The sequence below is a fragment of the Streptomyces sp. NPDC048192 genome (assembly GCF_043202415.1).
Taxonomy (GTDB): Bacteria; Actinomycetota; Actinomycetes; order Streptomycetales; family Streptomycetaceae; genus Streptomyces.
The window spans coordinates 80,919-98,246 of record NZ_JBIDAL010000013.1; the positions used below are offsets into that span (position 1 = coordinate 80,919).

13 protein-coding genes are annotated in these 17,328 nt (G+C 72.1%); 1 reads left to right on the plus strand and 12 read right to left on the minus strand.

What is annotated here, in order from left to right:
* Positions 1–19 precede the first annotated feature (19 nt).
* The 4 genes from ACGFZN_RS27160 to ACGFZN_RS27175 all read right to left on the minus strand — a co-directional run bounded on the left by ACGFZN_RS27160 (position 20) and on the right by ACGFZN_RS27175 (position 7,301).
* Positions 20–2,323 carry a sensor histidine kinase gene (locus ACGFZN_RS27160; protein WP_393861106.1) on the minus strand — a complete coding sequence of 768 codons (2,304 nt, stop codon included), beginning with the start codon at positions 2,321–2,323 and terminating at the stop codon, positions 20–22.
* 458 nt (positions 2,324–2,781) lie between these two features.
* Positions 2,782–3,948 (minus strand): MBL fold metallo-hydrolase, encoded by a 1,167-nt coding sequence (locus ACGFZN_RS27165; protein ID WP_393861107.1) that lies wholly within the window; start codon positions 3,946–3,948, stop codon positions 2,782–2,784.
* 328 nt (positions 3,949–4,276) lie between these two features.
* Positions 4,277–5,062 (minus strand): SGNH/GDSL hydrolase family protein, encoded by a 786-nt coding sequence (locus ACGFZN_RS27170; protein ID WP_393861108.1) that lies wholly within the window; start codon positions 5,060–5,062, stop codon positions 4,277–4,279.
* A 151-nt stretch (positions 5,063–5,213) separates the two neighbouring features.
* Entirely contained in the window at positions 5,214–7,301 is a 2,088-nt protein-coding gene (locus ACGFZN_RS27175; protein ID WP_393861253.1) for an alpha-galactosidase, read from the minus strand.
* Between the two features lie 172 nt (positions 7,302–7,473).
* Here ACGFZN_RS27175 and ACGFZN_RS27180 point away from each other — a divergent pair, with 172 nt between their 5' ends.
* Positions 7,474–8,271: a tyrosine-protein phosphatase gene (locus ACGFZN_RS27180; RefSeq protein WP_393861109.1), complete on the plus strand. Its 798-nt coding sequence runs from the start codon at positions 7,474–7,476 to the stop codon at positions 8,269–8,271.
* A 28-nt stretch (positions 8,272–8,299) separates the two neighbouring features.
* Here ACGFZN_RS27180 and ACGFZN_RS27185 read toward each other — a convergent pair whose 3' ends face one another.
* The 8 genes from ACGFZN_RS27185 to shc form a co-directional block, all read right to left on the minus strand.
* Positions 8,300–8,422 carry a DUF6126 family protein gene (locus tag ACGFZN_RS27185; protein ID WP_351807035.1) on the minus strand — a complete coding sequence of 41 codons (123 nt, stop codon included), beginning with the start codon at positions 8,420–8,422 and terminating at the stop codon, positions 8,300–8,302.
* Positions 8,419–9,042, minus strand: a complete 624-nt coding sequence (locus tag ACGFZN_RS27190) for a helix-turn-helix domain-containing protein (RefSeq protein WP_393861110.1) — start codon at positions 9,040–9,042, stop codon at positions 8,419–8,421. Before ACGFZN_RS27190 ends, ACGFZN_RS27185 begins: the two co-directional genes overlap by 4 nt.
* Positions 9,043–9,111: 69 nt before the next feature.
* Positions 9,112–10,497, minus strand: a complete 1,386-nt coding sequence (locus ACGFZN_RS27195) for an aspartate aminotransferase family protein (protein ID WP_393861111.1) — start codon at positions 10,495–10,497, stop codon at positions 9,112–9,114.
* On the minus strand, positions 10,494–12,392 hold the full coding sequence (gene dxs, locus ACGFZN_RS27200; RefSeq protein WP_393861112.1) for a 1-deoxy-D-xylulose-5-phosphate synthase: 1,899 nt from the start codon (positions 12,390–12,392) through the stop codon (positions 10,494–10,496). Before dxs ends, ACGFZN_RS27195 begins: the two co-directional genes overlap by 4 nt.
* Before the next feature lie 38 nt (positions 12,393–12,430).
* Positions 12,431–13,558 carry a flavodoxin-dependent (E)-4-hydroxy-3-methylbut-2-enyl-diphosphate synthase gene (ispG, locus tag ACGFZN_RS27205; RefSeq protein ID WP_393861113.1) on the minus strand — a complete coding sequence of 376 codons (1,128 nt, stop codon included), beginning with the start codon at positions 13,556–13,558 and terminating at the stop codon, positions 12,431–12,433.
* A 4-nt stretch (positions 13,559–13,562) separates the two neighbouring features.
* Complete coding sequence (gene hpnH, locus ACGFZN_RS27210) at positions 13,563–14,585, minus strand: adenosyl-hopene transferase HpnH (RefSeq protein ID WP_361988934.1); 1,023 nt, start codon at positions 14,583–14,585, stop codon at positions 13,563–13,565.
* Between the two features lie 5 nt (positions 14,586–14,590).
* Positions 14,591–15,232 (minus strand): 1-hydroxy-2-methyl-2-butenyl 4-diphosphate reductase, encoded by a 642-nt coding sequence (locus ACGFZN_RS27215; RefSeq protein WP_393861114.1) that lies wholly within the window; start codon positions 15,230–15,232, stop codon positions 14,591–14,593.
* Between the two features lie 3 nt (positions 15,233–15,235).
* A complete protein-coding gene (shc, locus tag ACGFZN_RS27220; RefSeq protein ID WP_393861115.1) occupies positions 15,236–17,260 on the minus strand; it encodes a squalene--hopene cyclase in 2,025 nt (674 codons plus the stop codon).
* Positions 17,261–17,328 lie beyond the last annotated feature (68 nt).

The following is a 17,328-nucleotide window of genomic DNA, read 5'->3' on the forward strand; positions in this document are numbered from 1 at the left end:
GGTGGATGCGGTGCGGGCGTCAGCCGGCCGGGGCGCTCCCGTCGGGCCGGCCGGCGCCACGGGCACCGTCGGAGGCGGGCGCGTCGTGGCGCCCGGGGGATATGGAGGTGCGGTCCATGTGCTCCGGACCCGTGTGGTCCGGCTGGACACGCGATGGGTCGGTGAATTCCCGCATGACCGGCTGGAGTTGCTGGGCCGTCATGAAGGCGGTGTGGTTGGCGTCCGGCGGGGCGGACTGCATGGGGGGCTCGTCCGGGTAGCCGGGATCCTGCGGACCGCCGGGGTTCGGGTGACCGAATCCCTGGTGCCCGGGTTCCCGATGGGCGACGGACTGCTCCTCGCTCTCCAGGTGCTGCTGCGCCTCGGCGAGTCCGATCCCGCGCTGGAACGCCGCCATCAGTCCGGGGTCGTGGCCCGGGACGGTGTCGCCCTCCTGGCGGGGCAGGGGGCCGCCGCGCAGCTGGGGGACGATGTGCTCCTGGGCACGGCGGCGGGGCAGCCGGGGCTTGCCCATGGTGCCGCGCACGGTGCCGGTGCGGGGCGTGGGCAGGATGCCCGCGTGCGCCTCGACCGCCGCCCGGTCCTCCGCGCCGATGCCGGGCCGGGCCTCGGCGGGGGTGGGCCGGTCCTGCCGGGCGCCCCGCACGGGAAGCGGCGCGAGACCCCCTCCGCTGCGACCGCTGTCACCGCTCTCGCCATGGTGCCCGGCCCCGCTCTCGCCGGGCCACGGGGAGCCGCTTTCGCCGTGCTGCCCTGCCGCGTTCTCGCCGCCGTGGCCTGCGCTGCCCGGCTGGGCGTGCCGCCGGCGCCCGGTCGCCCGTGCCTGCCCGCCGGCGGGGCCGGCCTGGCCGCCGGCCTCACTCCATGAGGCCGTCACGACTCCTCCCCCGGCCTCCGGCACCGGCTCCGCCGGGATCCCGGCACCGGTCGCGGTGCCGCCGTACGCGGAGGCCGCCTCTGCCGCGCGCGCTCCCGTGGCAGGCGCGGAGGGCGAGTCCGGCACGGACCCGCGCGCCTGCCCCGCCCCGTGTCCGGTGCCCGTCGGCGACTGCGGCTGGTGTACGGCCGTGCCGGCGACCGTCCCCGTGCCCGCCCCGGCGACCGTGCCGTTCGGACTGGCGGCCGTACCCAGCAATGCCTGCGGGACGACGAGTACGGCCTGCACGCCGCCGTAGATGTTGGTCTGGAGCCGGACGTGGATGCCGTGCCGCCGGGCGAGCTGGGAGACGACGTAGAGGCCGATACGCCCGTCGGCCAGCAGGCTGGCGACGTTGACCTGGTCGGGGTCGGCGAGCAGGGCGTTCATCCGGTTCTGCTCCGCGACGGGCATGCCGAGGCCGCGGTCCTCGACCTCCACGGCGAGCCCGGAGGTGACCAGGCCCGCGCGGAGCAGCACTTGTGTGTGCGGGGCGGAGAACACCGAGGCGTTCTCGATGAGTTCGGCGAGCAGATGGATGACGTCGGCGACGGCGTGGCCGCGCAGTTCGCCGTCGACGGGGGGCACCAGCTTGACCCGGGAGTACTGCTCGACCTCGGCGATGGCGGAACGCAGCACCTCGGTCATGCTGACCGGGTTGCTCCACTGGCGCCGGGAGACGGCGCCGCCGAGCACGGCGAGGTTCTCGGCGTGCCGCCGGATGCGGGTGGCCAGGTGGTCCACGTGGAAGAGGCCCTTGAGCAGGTCGGGGTCCTCGATCTCGTTCTCCAGCTCGTCGAGGATGGAGATCTCCCGGTGCACGAGGGACTGCAGCCGGCGCGCGAGGTTGACGAACACCTCCAGCTTCTGCTCGCTGCCCGCCTGGCTGGAGAGCTGGGCCGCGCGCACGACGGCGGTGACGGCGCCGTCGTGCGCACGGGCCAGGTCGGCGGCGAGCAGGTCGAAGTCGTCGGCGTCGGCGGGCGGCCGGCGGCGCGGTGCGCGCGGGGGCGGGGCCTCGCCCTGGCGCAGCGCGTCGACCAGGGCGTGCAGGTCGGCCTCGCCGCGTGCGGCGGTGCGGCGCAGCGCGTCGACGCGGTCGGAGACCGAGCGGGCGGCCCGGTCGGCGGCCACGGCGGCGATGAGGATGCCGGCGACGGCCACGGTGGCCGCCCCGGCGAGCACGGACCAGAGGGTGGGTCCGGTGCGGGCGCCTGCGGAGCGGATGCTGACGAGGACGGCGGCGGTGGCGCTGAGCGCCACCGCGAGGGGCGGCAGGACGGCGAGCCGCATGAGCTGGGGCCGTATCGGCGTCTCGGGCAGTGCGGGAGCGGGCCGGGCCACCGGCCGCCCGTGCCGGCCGCCCTCTCGGCGGTCGGCAGCGGCCGGTGCTCGCAGGTCAGACATCTGCGTCCTCGTACTGGTCCGTCGGGCCCGTTCCTCGTGCGGTGCGCGAGGCGGGCAGGCGTCATCGCGGTGTCGGGCCCGCAGGCCGGCGGATCCGGCCTCGCGCTGCGACGGACACTCACAGTAGTTGCCTGAGCATCATGTGCGGTGGGCAGTTGACAAAGTCACCCGAGGAGCGTCCCGCTCTGGTATGAAGCCTCGTACGACAGACCGATAACCCGGCCGCGCGCCCCTCATGGAGTCGAAAGAGAGCGATAAGACCTGATCAAAAGCGGTCGAGAAGAAAAGACGAGGGGTGGTGGACCTCGTCGGTCCACCACCCCTTCGGGCGTCCGCTTCCGGCCGTGCGGCCACCCGCCGCTCCGGGGAAGCGCCACCAGAGGCCGCCTCCGGCGACCGCGGGCATCGCCAGCGATGTAACGGAGCGTCACACCCTTGGCCCTGGCCAGCCGGGTGTCTCAGGCCCGCGCCGGCGGCTCCGCCACGAACGCGCCGACCGAGCGCCAGGTGCGCCGGACCTCCCCCGACACACCGCGCCACCACGCCTCCGCCGGAAGCTTGCCCGCCGGCTCGAAGGGCTCGCCCGGCCGGGGCAGGGCCACCGCCTGGCCGCTCTCCTCAGCCGCCTCCTTCGTCCACTCACCGGGCTCCGCCCACGGGTGCGGGGCCAGGTTGAAGGTGCCCCAGTGGATCGGCAGCAGCACGCCGTGCGGCGCTCCGCCCTGCAGGTCGAGGTGGGCGCGCAGGCCCTCCTCGGGCGTCATGTGGATGTCGGGCCAGAACTCGCTGTAGGCGCCGATCTGGATCATCGTGGCGTCGAACGGGCCGTGGGCCGCGCCGATGTCCGTGAAGCCCTCGAAGTAGCCCGTGTCGCCGCTGTGGTAGATCCGGTGCTCCTCGCCGGCGACGGCCCAGGACGCCCACAGGGTGTGCTGGGTGTTGCGCAGGCCGCGGCCGCAGAAGTGGCGGGCGGGCGTCGCGGTGAGGGAGAGGCCGCCGACCCGCGTCGACTCGTTCCAGTCCAGCTCGCGCAGCCGGTCCGGGGAGACGCCCCAGTGCTCCAGGTGGGCGCCGACGCCGAGCGGCACGGCGAAGACGGTGTCCGTGCCGGCCAGCGCCTTGATGGTGGGCAGGTCCAGGTGGTCGTAGTGGTCGTGGGAGATGACCACCACGTCGACCTCGCCGAGCGCGGCCAGTGGCAGGGGCACGGGGTGCAGTCGCCTGGGGCCGGCGAAGGGGAACGGGGAGCAGCGCTCGCCCCAGACCGGGTCGAACAGCACCCGGTGGCCGTCGATCTCCGCGAGCACGCTGGAGTGGCCCATCCAGGTCAGCCGGAGTCCCGTGGCGGGCGGTCCGGCCAGGTCGGCGAAGGTGGTCGGGTGTACCGGAACGGTGCCCTTCGGGGCGCGCAGCGGCCGGGTCTCCCGGTCGAAGAAGACCTTCGCGAAGTCCAGCGCGGAACCGGAGGGCCGGGTGCGTGCGGCGCCGCCCGGGTTCTGGAAGACGCCGTCCTTGAAGTGGGGGGAGCGACGGATGCGTGCCATGCGCTCACCGCCCGGGTCCGCGCCGAAGGCCGCGGGCCGCAGCGCGCGGAGCGCGGAGCTCGAGGAACGCAGTCCGGTCACGGTACCTCCCGGTGAAGTGGGTGAGGCTCCCCATTATGGTCGGCCCCTGTGACAAACCGGCCGCGCCCGTTGCCCCGCCCCTCCGGCGATTCCGGCGGTGACGCGGCCGTCTGCGGCGCCCTTCGGCGGCCGGTCGCAGGGACCGGCGTGGCGAGCGCGGTTGCGCGGGGTCGAGCAGAACGCGCGCACACCCGTGGGCGAACGACTCACTCGCAGGGCAACCGGGCCTGCGCCGGGCGGCGTTGGCGGAAGCCCAGGGTGCTTCCGCGACCGGCCCCGCCCCGCGCCGCAAGCCGTGCGGTGCGGGGCGGGGGCGGGGCCGCTGTCGTCACGCCACCGACGCGATGCGCACCTTGATGTCGTCGGGCGACAGGGTGCCCTTCGCCGTGACGTGGTCGCCGGAGGACTCACCGCGCAGCCGGCGGCCGATCCAGGGGACCAGGTACTCGCGGGCCCAGTGCACGTCGTCGCGGCGGATCTCCAGGGTGCCGCGGGGCGGCAGGGGAGGCCACGGCTGCTCCGGGTCGGCCGGGACCTCCAGGCCGAGGACCTGGCCGGCGCGCAGCGCCACGCGCGTGTGCCCCTCGGGTGAGAGGTGCAGGCGGTCGCTGTCCCAGGCCCTGCGGTCCTGGACGGACTTCAGGGACCACAGGTCGAGCACGGGGCAGCCGTACCGGTCGGCGATGGCGCGCACATGCCCGTTGTACGTGGCGATCTTGCCGCGCAGATGCTTGAGCACGGGGACGCCGCGGGTGTCGAACCCGGTCGTCACCATGACCGTGCCGGCCGCCTCGGCCAGCCGGGCCACGGCGCGTTCGAAGCGCTCGGCCACCTCGTCCGGGTCGGTGCCGGGGCGGATGATGTCGTTGCCGCCGGCGCAGAAGGAGACCAGGTCCGGGGCCAGTTCGACGGCCTTGGGGACCTGGTCCCGCACGATCTGGTCGAGGAGTTTGCCGCGCACCGCGAGGTTGGTGTAGGTGAAGTCGCCCTCGGGCCGCCGGTCGGCGAGCAGTACCGCGAACCGGTCGGCCCAGCCGACGAACGCCCCGTCGGGCCCGGGGTCGCCGACGCCCTCGGTGAAGCTGTCCCCCACCGCCACGTACGACCCGATCACTGATCTGTTGTCACTCTTCGAATCGTCTGCCACATCGGCCCATGATTCACCTTCGGATGTGACCTACGCGACCGTAAGGAAGGGTTGACTACCCGTGAGATGAGACACCCTTAATTCGTTTGCGATCCGGGAATACGGCCGGGCGGAACGCTCAGACCCGGCGCAGGCGGAGGACCGTGGCGTCCAGGTCGCCCTTGAGCCCCGTGCGCAGCCCGTGGTGCAGCAGGACGGCGCCCCGGTGCACCTCCCCCGTCTCGCGGCATTCGTACGACGCGGCCGGGTCGAGTCCGCGCAGCCGCAGCGCCGGCAGCGGCTCGCCGTAGCTCTGCGCCTGGAGCCAGGCGAGGACCACCGCCTCCTGACCCAGGACGTACTGGACCGCGCTCAGACCGCCGGCCGGAGGCCGCAGCCGGTACAGATCGCCCTGCTGGACGACCGGGCGGATCTCCTTGTACAGCTCGACCCAGCGCCGCGCCTCGGCCAGTTCCCCGGCCGTCCACTCGGTCAGGTCGCCGCCGACCCCGAGGACGCCCGCCATGGCGCTGACGAAGCGGAAGCGCAGGCTGCTGACCCGCCCGTTGAGCTGGGTGTTCGGGCTGTCGGTGACCCAGGCGGCCATCACCCGGGCGGGGTGGATCTGGCTGAAGCCGTGCTGGATGGCCAGGCGGTCGAGCGGGTCGGTGTTGTCGGAGGTCCACACCTGGTCGGTGCGGCCGAGCACGCCGAGGTCGATCCGGCCGCCGCCGCCAGAGCAGGACTCGAAGGCGACGTGCGGGTGAGCCGCGCGCAACCGGTCCAGCAGGGCGTACAGCGCGCGGACGTGGTCCACCCACAGGCGCTGCGGGTACGGCTCGCCGGGCCAGCCGGCGTCGGTGAAGCAGCGGTTGAAGTCCCACTTCACATAGTCGATCGGCGCGCTGGAGAGCAGGGCGTCGAGCTGCTCCCACAGATACTCCTGGACGTCCTCGCGGGCGAGGTTGAGGACGAGCTGGTTGCGCAGTTCCGTCCGCTTACGTCCTGGTTGGTACTGCACCCAGTCGGGGTGGGCGCGGTACAGCTCGCTGTCCGGGTTGACCATCTCGGGCTCGACCCAGATGCCGAACTTCATGCCGAGGCCGTGCACCTGGTCGGCGAGGGGCTTCAGGCCGTGCGGGAAGCGGTCGGGGTTGGGCGTCCAGTCGCCGAGGCCCGCGCGGTCGCTGGTGCGGGCGCCGAACCAGCCGTCGTCCACGACGAACAGCTCGACCCCGATGTCGGCGGCCCGCCGGGCGAGCGCGAGCTGCTGCTCCTCGGAGATGTCGAAGTAGGTGGCCTCCCAGGAGTTGAAGAGCACCGGCCGGTCCCGCCCGGCGTCCGGGATGACGTGCGCGCGCTGGTAGGCGTGCCAGGCGCGGCTCGCACCGCCGAAGCCGCCGTCGCTCCACAGGCCCGCGAAGACCGGGGTGGTGTACGACTCCCCCGGCTGAAGGAGCAGCAGCCCCGAGTCGTCGTAGCCGGCGCCGCCGGTGATCTGCACGCGCGCGTCGGGGAGTTGGGCGACCGCGATGCGCCAGGAGCCGGACCAGCCCAGCGCGCAGCCGTAGACCTCGCCGTGCTCCTCGGTGGCGTCGGTGTCGAGCGCCACCCAGGGCAGGTGCTGGTGGCCGGTGTGGCCGCGGCGGCTGCCGATGACCTTCTCGCCGTAGGTGAGGGGTGCGCTGGTGAGGCGGGACTCGGCGGCCCAGCGGCCGTGCAGCTGGGACAGCCGCCAGCCGTCGCGGTCGGGCAGGGTCCAGGTGGCGGCGTCGGCGCGAAGCAGCTCCAGGCGCGCGTCGGTGCCGTTGGCCACGGTGACCCAGCGCTCGACGACGTCACCACGCATCCGGTAGTGCAGGGTGACGGCGAGGCCGTCGTCGTCGAAGCGCAGCCGCAGCTCGTCGCCCTCCGTGCCGTCGGCCGCGACCTCGTGCGCCGTGAAGCGCCACTCGGTGCCGCGGCGCTCGCCGGTGCGCACGGACAGGGCGGGGCGGACGAAGCGCGGGCCGCCCTCGACGGGGTACTCCTCACGGCCGTCGAGCGGGGACTCGAAGGGCCGGTAGCCGGGCAGCGGGCCGGCGGCGAGGGCCTCGGCGTCCGCGAGCGCGATGCGCGGCCCCCAGTGCAGGTGGAGCAGCTCGTCCGCGTCGGTGAGATGCAGGGCGTAACTGCTGGTGGGCCCCGAGAGGAGCCAGGTACGACCGTCGTCGGCGATGTCCACCACGTAAGACCTCACAGGGTTCAACAGATCCGCTCAAGTGCCAACATCATTGGTCCTCCGGGCCCTGGTGACAATGCCTGTGGACAACTCCTTGCCCCAGGAAACCGATGTCGTATGGTCGTCAGAGCGCCCGCCGCGAGACGCGGCGGCGGGCCCAGAGCCGGGAGGAGCCCCCGTGACGCAGCAGGTCCCGTCGACCGAGCCGGAGCTGGCCGGAGTGCGCAATTTCCGTGACGTGGGCGGACTGCCGACCGTCGACGGGCGCCGGGTGCGGTACGGCGTGCTGTTCCGCAGCGGCCACCTGGCGCACGCCACCGACGAGGACGCGGCCTTCCTCGCCTCCCTGGGCCTGCACACGATCTTCGACTTCCGCAACGCGGCCGACCAGAAGCTGGAGGGCCCGGACGTCGAGCTGCCCGGCGTGCGGAACGTGAACCTGCCGCTGAGCGACCCGGCGGACGGCGCCGAGTTCTGGAAGATGGTCCGCGAGGGCGACCTGGACCAGCTGCGCGGGATCCTGGCCGACGGCAAGGGGGCGGCCCGGATGATCGCCTCGTACCGGACGATCGTCAAGGAGCGCACCGCCGGGCACTCCCGGGTGCTGCGGGCGCTCGCCCAGGACAGCGTGCCCGCCCTGATGCACTGCGCGGCGGGCAAGGACCGCGCGGGCATCTCCATAGCCGTGACGCTCCTCGCCCTGGGTGTGGAGCGCGAGGCGATCGTGGCCGACTACCTGGAGTCCAACGCCAAGCACCGGCGCTACAAGGTCCGCCGCAGCGGCAGCGCGGACACCGCGTACACCCCGGAGGTCATGGAGCTGCTCAGCCCCCTCTTCGACGCCCGCGCCGAGTACCTGGAAGCGGCGTTCGAGACCATCGAGGAGACCTGGGGCGGAGTCGACGCCTATCTGGAGCAGGGCCTGCGCCTCGGCCCGGCGTCCTGCGACCGCCTGCGCGAGCGTCTGCTGGACTGAGAGCCCCGCCCGCCCGGGTCGGTTCTTCTCAGTTCTTCGCCCCGAGGGCGAAGAGCAGGAAGAGGAACGCGGCCAGGACGTGGCCGGCGGCGATGTAGATGATCAGGCGGATCCACAGGGAACGGGGGAACTTGGTCTCGAAGTCGCTCACGGCATGTCTCCGGTCAGCGGCCCCAGGCACAGCGTGGCCGTGGGGCTCTGCAGCAGGGTGTGGACGAACAGCAGCTCGACGCCGTCGTGGTCCTCGGCGGCGAGCCGGTGCGGGGTGAGCGAGTCGAAGTGCGCGCTGTCGCCGGGCGCGAGCAGGTGCGCGGTGTCACCGAGCCGCAGCCGCAGCCGCCCCCGCAGGACGTAGAGCCACTCCTCGCCGGGGTGGACGCGCACGATGTCGCCCTGCGAGCCGTACGGCACGCGCACGCGCAGCGCCTGCATCGCGCGGCCGGGGGCACCGGCCTGGACGTACGTCCAGCCGCCGGCCCGGGTCGGCTCCATGTCCCCGGCCCGCACGATCGCGTCCGGGTCGGCGGCCCGCTCGCCGAGCAGTCCGGAGACGGTCGTACCGTAGATGCGGGCGAGGCCCAGCAGCATCGGCAGGGAGGGCTGCCGCTCTCCGGTCTCCAGCCGGGACAGATGCGCCGGGGAGAGCCCGGCGGCGCGGGCGGCGGCCTCCAGGGTGAGACCGGCGCGCCGGCGCAGGGCGCGCAGCTGGGGTGCGACGGCGGGCAGCTCGTCGCCCGGGCCCGCAGGTGGCCCGGAGTCTGAGGCGTTCATGCCTCCATTCAGCCCCAGCTTTGCCCGCTGGGCAATTTCCTTGCCTCAGGGGCAAAAGCGGGGCACCGGTCAGCGGTTGGCCACGGCCTGCTTGATCAGGGTCTTGCCGAAGTCCCACATCAGCCCGCCGCCGCTGTGCGCGTCGTCCATCACTGCCGTGAAGGCCTCCACGAAGCGGTCGACGTCCGCCTCGTCGATGATCAGCGGCGGGATCAGTTTGATCACCTCCAGATGGTCGCCGGAGACCTGGGTGAGGATCCGGTGCCGCTGCAGCAGCGGCACGACGACCATCTGCGCGAACAGGCCCTTGCGGGCCGCCTGGAGCATGGTCCAGCGGCTGCGCAGCTTCAGCGAGGTCGGCCGGCCGAACTCGATGCCGATCATCAGACCCCGGCCGCGCACGTCGGCGAGCAGTTCGTATGTGTCCGTCAGCGCCGTCAGCCGGGACTTCAGCAGCTCGCCCGTCCTGCGCACGCCCGCCACGACCTGCTCGTTCTCCATGACGGACAGCACCGCGAGGCCGCATGCCATGGCCTGGGCGTTGGAGCCGAAGCTCGCCGAGTGGACGAGGACCCGGTCCATGGACGAGTAGACCTTCTTGAAGATCCAGTCCTTGCCGAGCGTGGCGCCGACCGGGACGTATCCGCCCGACAGGGCCTTGGCCACGCACACCAGGTCCGGTTCGACGCCGTCCTCGTGCTGGTAGGCGTAGAAGTCGCCGGTGCGGCCGAGGCCGGTCTGCACCTCGTCGGCGATGAGCAGCGCCTTGTGCCGGTGCAGCAGGTCCTGGGCGGCGCGCAGATAGCCGGGCGGGGCCTCGTGCACGCCCTTGCCCTGGATCGGCTCCACGATCAGCGCGGCCACGTCGCCCTTCTTCAGCTCCCGGGCCAGGGCGTCGAGGTCGCCGAGGGGTACGGCGGTGTCGGGCAGCAGCGGCGCGAAGCCGTCGCGGAAGCCGCTCTCGCCGTTGACCGACAGGGAGCCGGTGGTCAGGCCGTGGAAGGCGTGCTCGCAGTACAGGACGCGGGGCCTGCCGGTGGCGTACCGGGCGAACTTCAGGGCCGTCTCGACGGCCTCGGTGCCGCTGTTGCCGAAGAACACCCGGTCCAGGTGCGGGCTGTGCGCGAGCAGGCGCTCGGCGAGCAGGCCGGGCAGCGGCTGGCAGTCGAAGCGGGTGAGGTCGGCGAGGTCCAGGTCGAGCACGTCGTGCAGCGCCTTGCGGACGACGGGGTGGTGGCGGCCGAGGCCCATCACCCCGAACCCGGCGAGCATGTCGAGGTAGTCATTGCCGTCCGCGTCGAAGAAGTGGGCGCCCTCGGCCCGTTCGTAGACCTTGTCGAAGCCGATCGTGTGCAGCATGCGCGGGAGCTGCGGATTGAGGTACTTCGCGTGCAGCTCGTAGCGTTCGGCTCCGCGCTCGGCGAGCAGCGCGCCGAGGTCGAACTCCGTGCTCATTCACTCTCCTTGGCTGTGCCGTCCGCGTCCTTGACGGCCAGGCTCCCACTGATCCGCCCGGCGATCTCGACGGGCGTGAGGCCGATGTCGGCGAGCACCTCGCTGCGCTTGGCGTGCGCGAGGAACTGCTCCGGGATGCCGAAGCGCCGTACCGGCACGTCCACGTCGGCGTCGCCGAGGGCGAGGGCGACGGCCGAACCGACGCCCGCGGAGCGGCTGTTGTCCTCCACCACGGCCACCAGCCGGTGCTCGGCGGCGAGTTGCGGCAGCGCGGGGTCGACGGGCTTGACCCAGCGCGGGTCCACCACCGTGCAGCCGATGCCGCGGGCCTGCAGCAGGTCGGCCGCCTGGAGGCACGCCGGGGCCATCACGCCGACGGCCACCAGCAGCACCTCGGGGCGTTCGGCGCGGTGCAGCACGTCCATCCCGCCGACCCGGCCGACCGCCGGGATGTCCGGGCCGACCGACTCCTTCGGGAAGCGGACCAGGGTGGGCGCGTCGTCCACGGCGACGGCCTCGCGCAGCTGGGCGCGCAGCTGGTCCGCGTCGCGCGGTGCGGCGATCCTCAGTCCGGGCACGACCTGGAGGACCGACATGTCCCACATGCCGTTGTGGGAGGGTCCGTCGGAGCCGGTGACGCCGGCCCGGTCGAGCACGAAGGTGACCCCGCAGCGGTGCAGGGCGACGTCCATGAGCAGCTGGTCGAAGGCGCGGTTGAGGAAGGTGGCGTAGACGGCGACGACCGGGTGCAGCCCGCCGGTGGCGAGGCCGGCCGCCGACACCGCCGCGTGCTGCTCGGCGATGCCCACGTCCCACACCCGGTGGGGGAAGCGCTCGGCGAACCCGCCGAGGCCCACCGGATGCAGCATGGCCGCCGTGATGGCGACGACGTCGTCGCGTTCCTCGCCGATCCGCACCATCTCGTCGCCGAACACGGAGGTCCACGAGGGCCCGTTGGCGGGCGCCAGGGGCTCGCAGGTGCGCGGGTCCATCACGCCGACGCTGTGGAAGTGGTCCTCCTCGTGGGCGAGGGCGGGTTCGTAGCCGCGGCCCTTGACGGTGAGGCAGTGGACCAGGACCGGGCCGTGGAAGCGTTTGGCGCGGCGCAGCGCGGACTCGACGGCCTTGATGTCGTGGCCGTCGATCGGGCCGACGTACTTCAGACCCAGGTCCTCGAACATGCCCTGCGGGGCGAAGGCGTCCTTGAAGCCCTTCTTCGCGCCGTGCAGCGACTCGTAGAGGGCGTTCCCGACGATCGGGGTGCGCAGCAGCACGTCCTTGCCCCAGGCGAGGATCTTCTCGTAGCTGTCGGTGGTGCGCAGGGTGGCCAGGTGGTTGGCGAGGCCGCCGATGGTCGGGGAGTAGGAGCGTTCGTTGTCGTTGACGACGATGATCAGCGGGCGGTCCTTGGCGGCCGCGATGTTGTTCAGCGCCTCCCAGGCCATGCCGCCGGTCAGCGCGCCGTCGCCGATGACGGCGACCACATGGCCCTTGTCCCCGAGCACCTGGTTGGCCTTGGCCAGGCCGTCGGCCCAGCCGAGCGCGGTGGAGGCGTGGCTGTTCTCGATGACGTCGTGCTCGGACTCCTCGCGCGAGGGGTAGCCGGACAGTCCGCCCTTGCCGCGCAGCTTGGAGAAGTCCTGACGCCCTGTCAGCAGCTTGTGTACATAGGACTGGTGGCCGGTGTCCCACAGGATGCGGTCGACCGGCGACTCGAAGACCCGGTGCAGGGCGATGGACAGTTCCACCACTCCCAGGTTGGGCCCGAGGTGACCGCCGGTCCTCGACACCGCTTGCACCAGGAACTCGCGTATCTCCTCGGACAGTTCGCCGAGTTGCGCCTCCGACAGCGCCTTCAGGTCGCGTGGTCCCCGGATGTTCTCCAGAATGGTCACGCTGGGCCCCCTCTCGGTCCGTGCCGTGCTGTCTCGATTCACTCGTCTGCGGGGCTCGCCTGCTCCGCGAGCTTCATGGCCTCCTCGATGAGGGTCTCCACGATCTTCGACTCGGGGACGGTCTTGATGACCTCGCCCTTGACGAAGATCTGCCCCTTTCCGTTGCCTGAGGCAACTCCGAGGTCGGCCTCACGGGCCTCGCCCGGACCGTTGACCACACACCCCATCACCGCGACCCTGAGCGGCACTTCCATCCCGTCGAGGCCCGCGGTGACCTCCTCGGCGAGCTTGTAGACGTCGACCTGGGCACGGCCGCAGGACGGGCAGGAGACGATCTCCAGGCGCCGCTGCCTGAGACCGAGGGCCTGCAGGATCTGGATGCCGACCTTGACCTCCTCGACGGGCGGGGCGGACAGGGAGACGCGGATCGTGTCGCCGATGCCCTGGCTCAGCAGCGCGCCGAAGGCCACCGCCGACTTGATCGTGCCCTGGAACGCCGGGCCCGCCTCCGTCACGCCCAGGTGCAGCGGGTACTCGCACTGCTCGGCGAGCTGGCGGTAGGCCTCGATCATCACGACCGGGTCGTTGTGCTTGACGGAGATCTTGATGTCCCGGAAGTCGTGCTCCTCGAAGAGGGACGCCTCCCACAGCGCGGACTCGACCAGCGCCTCCGGCGTCGCCTTGCCGTACTTCTGCAGCAGGCGCTTGTCCAGGGAGCCGGCGTTGACGCCGATGCGGATCGGAGTGCCGTGGTCCTTGGCGGCCCGCGCGATCTCCTTCACCTGGTCGTCGAACTTCTTGATGTTGCCGGGATTGACGCGCACGGCCGCGCAGCCGGCCTCGATCGCCGCGAACACGTACTTCGGCTGGAAGTGGATGTCCGCGATCACCGGGATCTGCGACTTCCGAGCGATGGTCGCGAGGGCGTCCGCGTCGTCCTGCGTGGGGCAGGCGACGCGGACGATCTGGCAGCCGGACGCGGTGAGTTCCGCGATCTGCTGCAGGGTGGCGCCGATGTCCGAGGTCCGGGTCGTCGTCATCGACTGCACCGACACGGGAGCCCCGCCCCCCACCGGCACCGGCCCGACGTGGATCTGCCGCGACCGCCTGCGCGGCGCGACCGGCCGGGCCGGTACCTCGGGGACACCCAGGGGAACAGCGGTCATCGCGTCACTCCCGGTTCCCGGAGACGGTCTCGCGCATGGCCCGCAGCGACTCCTTCAGCGAGCCCATGGTGGCGAGGACGGCGGTGGGCTCGTAGCCGCAGTGCGCCATGCAGTTGGCGCAGCGCGGGTCCTTGCCGCGGCCGTACTTGTCCCAGTCGGTCTCCTCGACGAGTTCGCGGTACGTCGGCACGTACCCGTCGCTCATCAGGTAGCAGGGGCGCTGCCAGCCGAAGAGCGAGTAGTTCGGGATCGCCCAGGCGGTGCACGGGAAGTCGACCTTGCCCTCCAGGAAGTCCAGGAAGAGCGGGGAGTGATTGAGCCGCCACTTCCTGCGGTTGCCGCCCGCGAAGGCCTTCTTGAACAGTTCTCGGGTCTGCTCGACGCCGAGGAAGTGCTCCTGGTCGGGGGCCTTCTCGTAGGCGTATGCGGGCGAGATCATCATCTCGTCGACCTTCAGGTCGTCGTTGAGGAAGTTGAGCACCTCGATGACGGTCTGCGGGGTGTCGGTGTTGAAGAAGGTCGAGTTGGTGGTCACCCGGAAGCCGCGCCGCTTGGCCTCCTTGATGGCCTCCACCGCCTCGTCGAACACGCCCTCCTTGGCAACGGACTCGTCGTGCCGCTCACGCAGCCCGTCGATGTGCACGGCGAAGGCGAAGTAGGGAGAGGGCTTGAATTTGTCGATCTTCTTGCGCAGCAGCATCGCGTTGGTGCACAGGAAGACGTACTTCCGCTTGGCCACCAACTGGCGCACGATCTCGTCGATCTGAGGGTGCATCAACGGTTCGCCGCCGGCGATGGAGACCATCGGCGCACCGGACTCCAGCACCGCGCCCACGGCCTGGGCGACCGGCATGCGCTGCTTGAGCACGCCCGCCGGGTGCTGGATCTTGCCACAGCCCTCGCATTTGAGGTTGCAGGCGAACAGCGGCTCCAGCTCGACGATGAGCGGAAACTTGTCCCGCCTGCGCAGCTTCTGTTCGGCCAGGTATGTAGCGACCTTGATGGACTGGCGCAACGGCATGGCCATCTGGCTCACCTCCGGGGGAGCGGCAAAGAACGGTGCCATTCGAAAAATGCGGGAAGAACAGAACGAAGAACGCGGAAAGCGGATATTCCGCCGCGCACGGTGCCGATCCTGACGAGTTCGTGTTCGGGAGCGTCCACGACCACCCGTACGGCGGCTACGGGGCGTTCCCCGTCGCGTACGGCCGTCAGGAGCGTGGCCGCCGACTCCATGTCGACGGCGATCGCACCGGTCGCGAGCAGGTCGGACCGCTCATGGCCCCGCACGACGTGGTCGGAGCCGGTGAGCGGGCCGGTGTGGACCGTGCGTCCGGGCAGGATGCGCACGAGTTCCTTGACCAGCAGTTCGGTGCCCACGCAGGCGACGCTGCCGCGCGGGTCCCGGGTCTGCTCGGCGACCACCAGGTCGCCGGGGTGCATGCCGAGGGCGAGCCCGGCGCAGAATCCGGTGGCCAGCACGGCCGCGTCGGCGAGCGCCGGGTCCGCGAGCCGCCGGACGACGGAGCGTTCCGCCGCCCGGGGGCCCATGCCCGTGCGGAGGAAGGTGACCGGCCCGTCCGCCCCGTTCCTGTCCCCGGTGCGCAGGGCGAGGTGCTCGATGCCGAGCGCGCAGGCGACCAGCAGCGGGACGGGGGCGGGCCGGGGGGTCATGGGTCAGCTCCCCTTCGCCTCGGGCAGCGGCGTACGGGTGAGCAGACCGCGTTCGAAGGGGTCGCCGTGCAGATACCGGCCCAGCGCGGTGAGCGGGAAGACCTGCCGGTATAGGTGGTAGTTGATGGAGAAGTCCCAGGGGAAGCCGGTGCCGGTGAAGTACGGCTCGTCCCAGGTGCCGTCCTCGCGCTGGGTGTCGGCCAGCCACCGGATGCCGCGCTCGACGGCCTTGGAGTCCTTCTCCCCCGCGGCGAGCAGCGCCATCAGCGCCCACGCGGTCTGCGAGGCGGTGGAGGCGCCGCGGCCGCTCCACTCCTTGACGTACTTGTAGGAGCGCAGGTCCTCGCCCCAGCCGCCGTCGTCGTTCTGCACGCTCTCCAGCCAGGCCACGGCCCGCCGGATCGCCAGGTGGGAGCCGGGCAGTCCGGCCGCGGTCAGCGCGGGGACCACCGAGCCGGTGCCGTAGATGTAGTTGACGCCCCAGCGCCCGAACCAGGAGCCGTCCGGCTCCTGTTCCGACAGCAGCCACTCGATGCCGCGCCGGGTGCGCGGGTCGTGGGCGAGCCCCTCGGCGGCGAGCATCTCCACCACGTGCGCGGTGACGTCCGCGGACGGCGGGTCGATGACCTCGCCGAAGTCGCAGAACGGCAGCCGGTTGGGGAACGGGCTGGTGTTGTCGGCGTCGAAGGCGCCCCACGCGCCGTTCCTCGACTGCATCCCCAGGTTCCAGCGCACCGCCCGCCCGATGGCCTTGTCCACGCGCTCGGGGTCGTGGTGCCTGACCCGGCGCAGCGCGAGGGAGACCTCGGCGGTGTCGTCGATGTCGGGGTAGTTGTCGTTGTGGAACTCGAACGCCCAGCCGCCCGGCGGCAGTTGCGGGCGCCGTACGGCCCAGTCGCCGGGCCGGACGATCTCCTCGCCGAGCATCCAGTCGGCCGCCTTGACCAGCTGCGGATGGTCGACGGGCAGTCCCGCATCGACGAGCGCGATGGTGGCGAGGCAGGTGTCCCACACCGGGGACTGGCAGGCCTCGATCATCCGGGCGCCGTCCTCGCGCCAGACGGCGAAACGGTCCAGCGAGGCGAGGCCCTCGCGCAGCACCGGATGCTCGAGGTCGTAGCCGAGCAGGTGCAGGGCGATGACCGAGTACACGGCCGGGGGCTGGATGCCGCCCCAGCAGCCGTCGTTCTCCTGGCGCTCGATGATCCAGCGGGCGGCGGAGTTCATCGCCGCTCTGCGCAGTCTGCGCACGGCCACCTTGCGGTAGCCGCGGACCACCTTGTCGAGCCGCTGGAACAGCCCGTCCCAGCTGGCCACCGGGGCGAGCGGCTGCGGCGGGTTGGGGTTCGCCGGGTCGGTGTGCAGCTCGTCCAGCGCGAACGGCGCCGGGCGCACCGGGCGCTTGGCGGAGACGATGGTCAGCGGCACGATGGTCTGCCGTGCCCAGCAGCCGAAGTCGTAGATGTTGAGCGGGAACCAGGTGGGGAAGTAGATGAGCTCCGGCGGGAGTTCGGGCAGGTCCTCCCACTTCCACCAGCCGAACAGGGCGAGCCAGATCCGGGTGAAGACCCGGGAGGCGGCGATGCCGCCGCGCTCGCGGATCCAGGAGGACGCCTTCGCCATGTGCGGCGCGTCGGGCGCGTCGCCGGCCAGGCGCAGGGCGACGTACGCCTCGACGGTGGTGGACAGCTCGCCGGGCCCGCCGTAGAACGTGGCCCAGGTGCCGTCCTCGCGCTGCTCGCCGCGGATGAACTTCGCGGCGGCCTGTGTGGTCCGCTCGTCGCGGATCCCCAGGAACTGGCGCAGGAGCAGGTCCTCGGCGTCCATGGTGACGTTGGTCTCCAGGTCGCCCTTCCACCAGCCCTGGGCGTCCTGCCGGGCGAGCAGGAAGTCGGTGGCGCGCCGTGCGGCGCGTGCGGCGGCTTCTTGTACCCCGGCCGCCGCGGGGGTGGTGAGGGTGGTGTCGCTGGCCGCGGCAGCGCGGGACGGCACAGTCGCCCCGGTGCTTCCGTCGGTCGTCGCTGTCATGGCTTCCCCTTCGTGCAGTCGTGCGAGTCGTGCTGCTGTGGGTCCGCCGTCGGCCGGTGTCCTTGTCT

What these genes read in the sequence shown, in the direction of transcription:
- shc (WP_393861115.1), bottom strand. Translation starts at nt 17,260, where the DNA reads ATGACAGCGACGACCGACGGAAGCACCGGGGCGACTGTGCCGTCCCGC.
- ACGFZN_RS27190 (WP_393861110.1), bottom strand. Translation starts at nt 9,042, where the DNA reads ATGAACGCCTCAGACTCCGGGCCACCTGCGGGCCCGGGCGACGAGCTG.
- ACGFZN_RS27195 (WP_393861111.1), bottom strand. Translation starts at nt 10,497, where the DNA reads ATGAGCACGGAGTTCGACCTCGGCGCGCTGCTCGCCGAGCGCGGAGCC.
- ACGFZN_RS27160 (WP_393861106.1), bottom strand. Translation starts at nt 2,323, where the DNA reads ATGTCTGACCTGCGAGCACCGGCCGCTGCCGACCGCCGAGAGGGCGGC.
- ACGFZN_RS27215 (WP_393861114.1), bottom strand. Translation starts at nt 15,232, where the DNA reads ATGACCCCCCGGCCCGCCCCCGTCCCGCTGCTGGTCGCCTGCGCGCTC.
- hpnH (WP_361988934.1), bottom strand. Translation starts at nt 14,585, where the DNA reads ATGGCCATGCCGTTGCGCCAGTCCATCAAGGTCGCTACATACCTGGCC.
- ispG (WP_393861113.1), bottom strand. Translation starts at nt 13,558, where the DNA reads ATGACCGCTGTTCCCCTGGGTGTCCCCGAGGTACCGGCCCGGCCGGTC.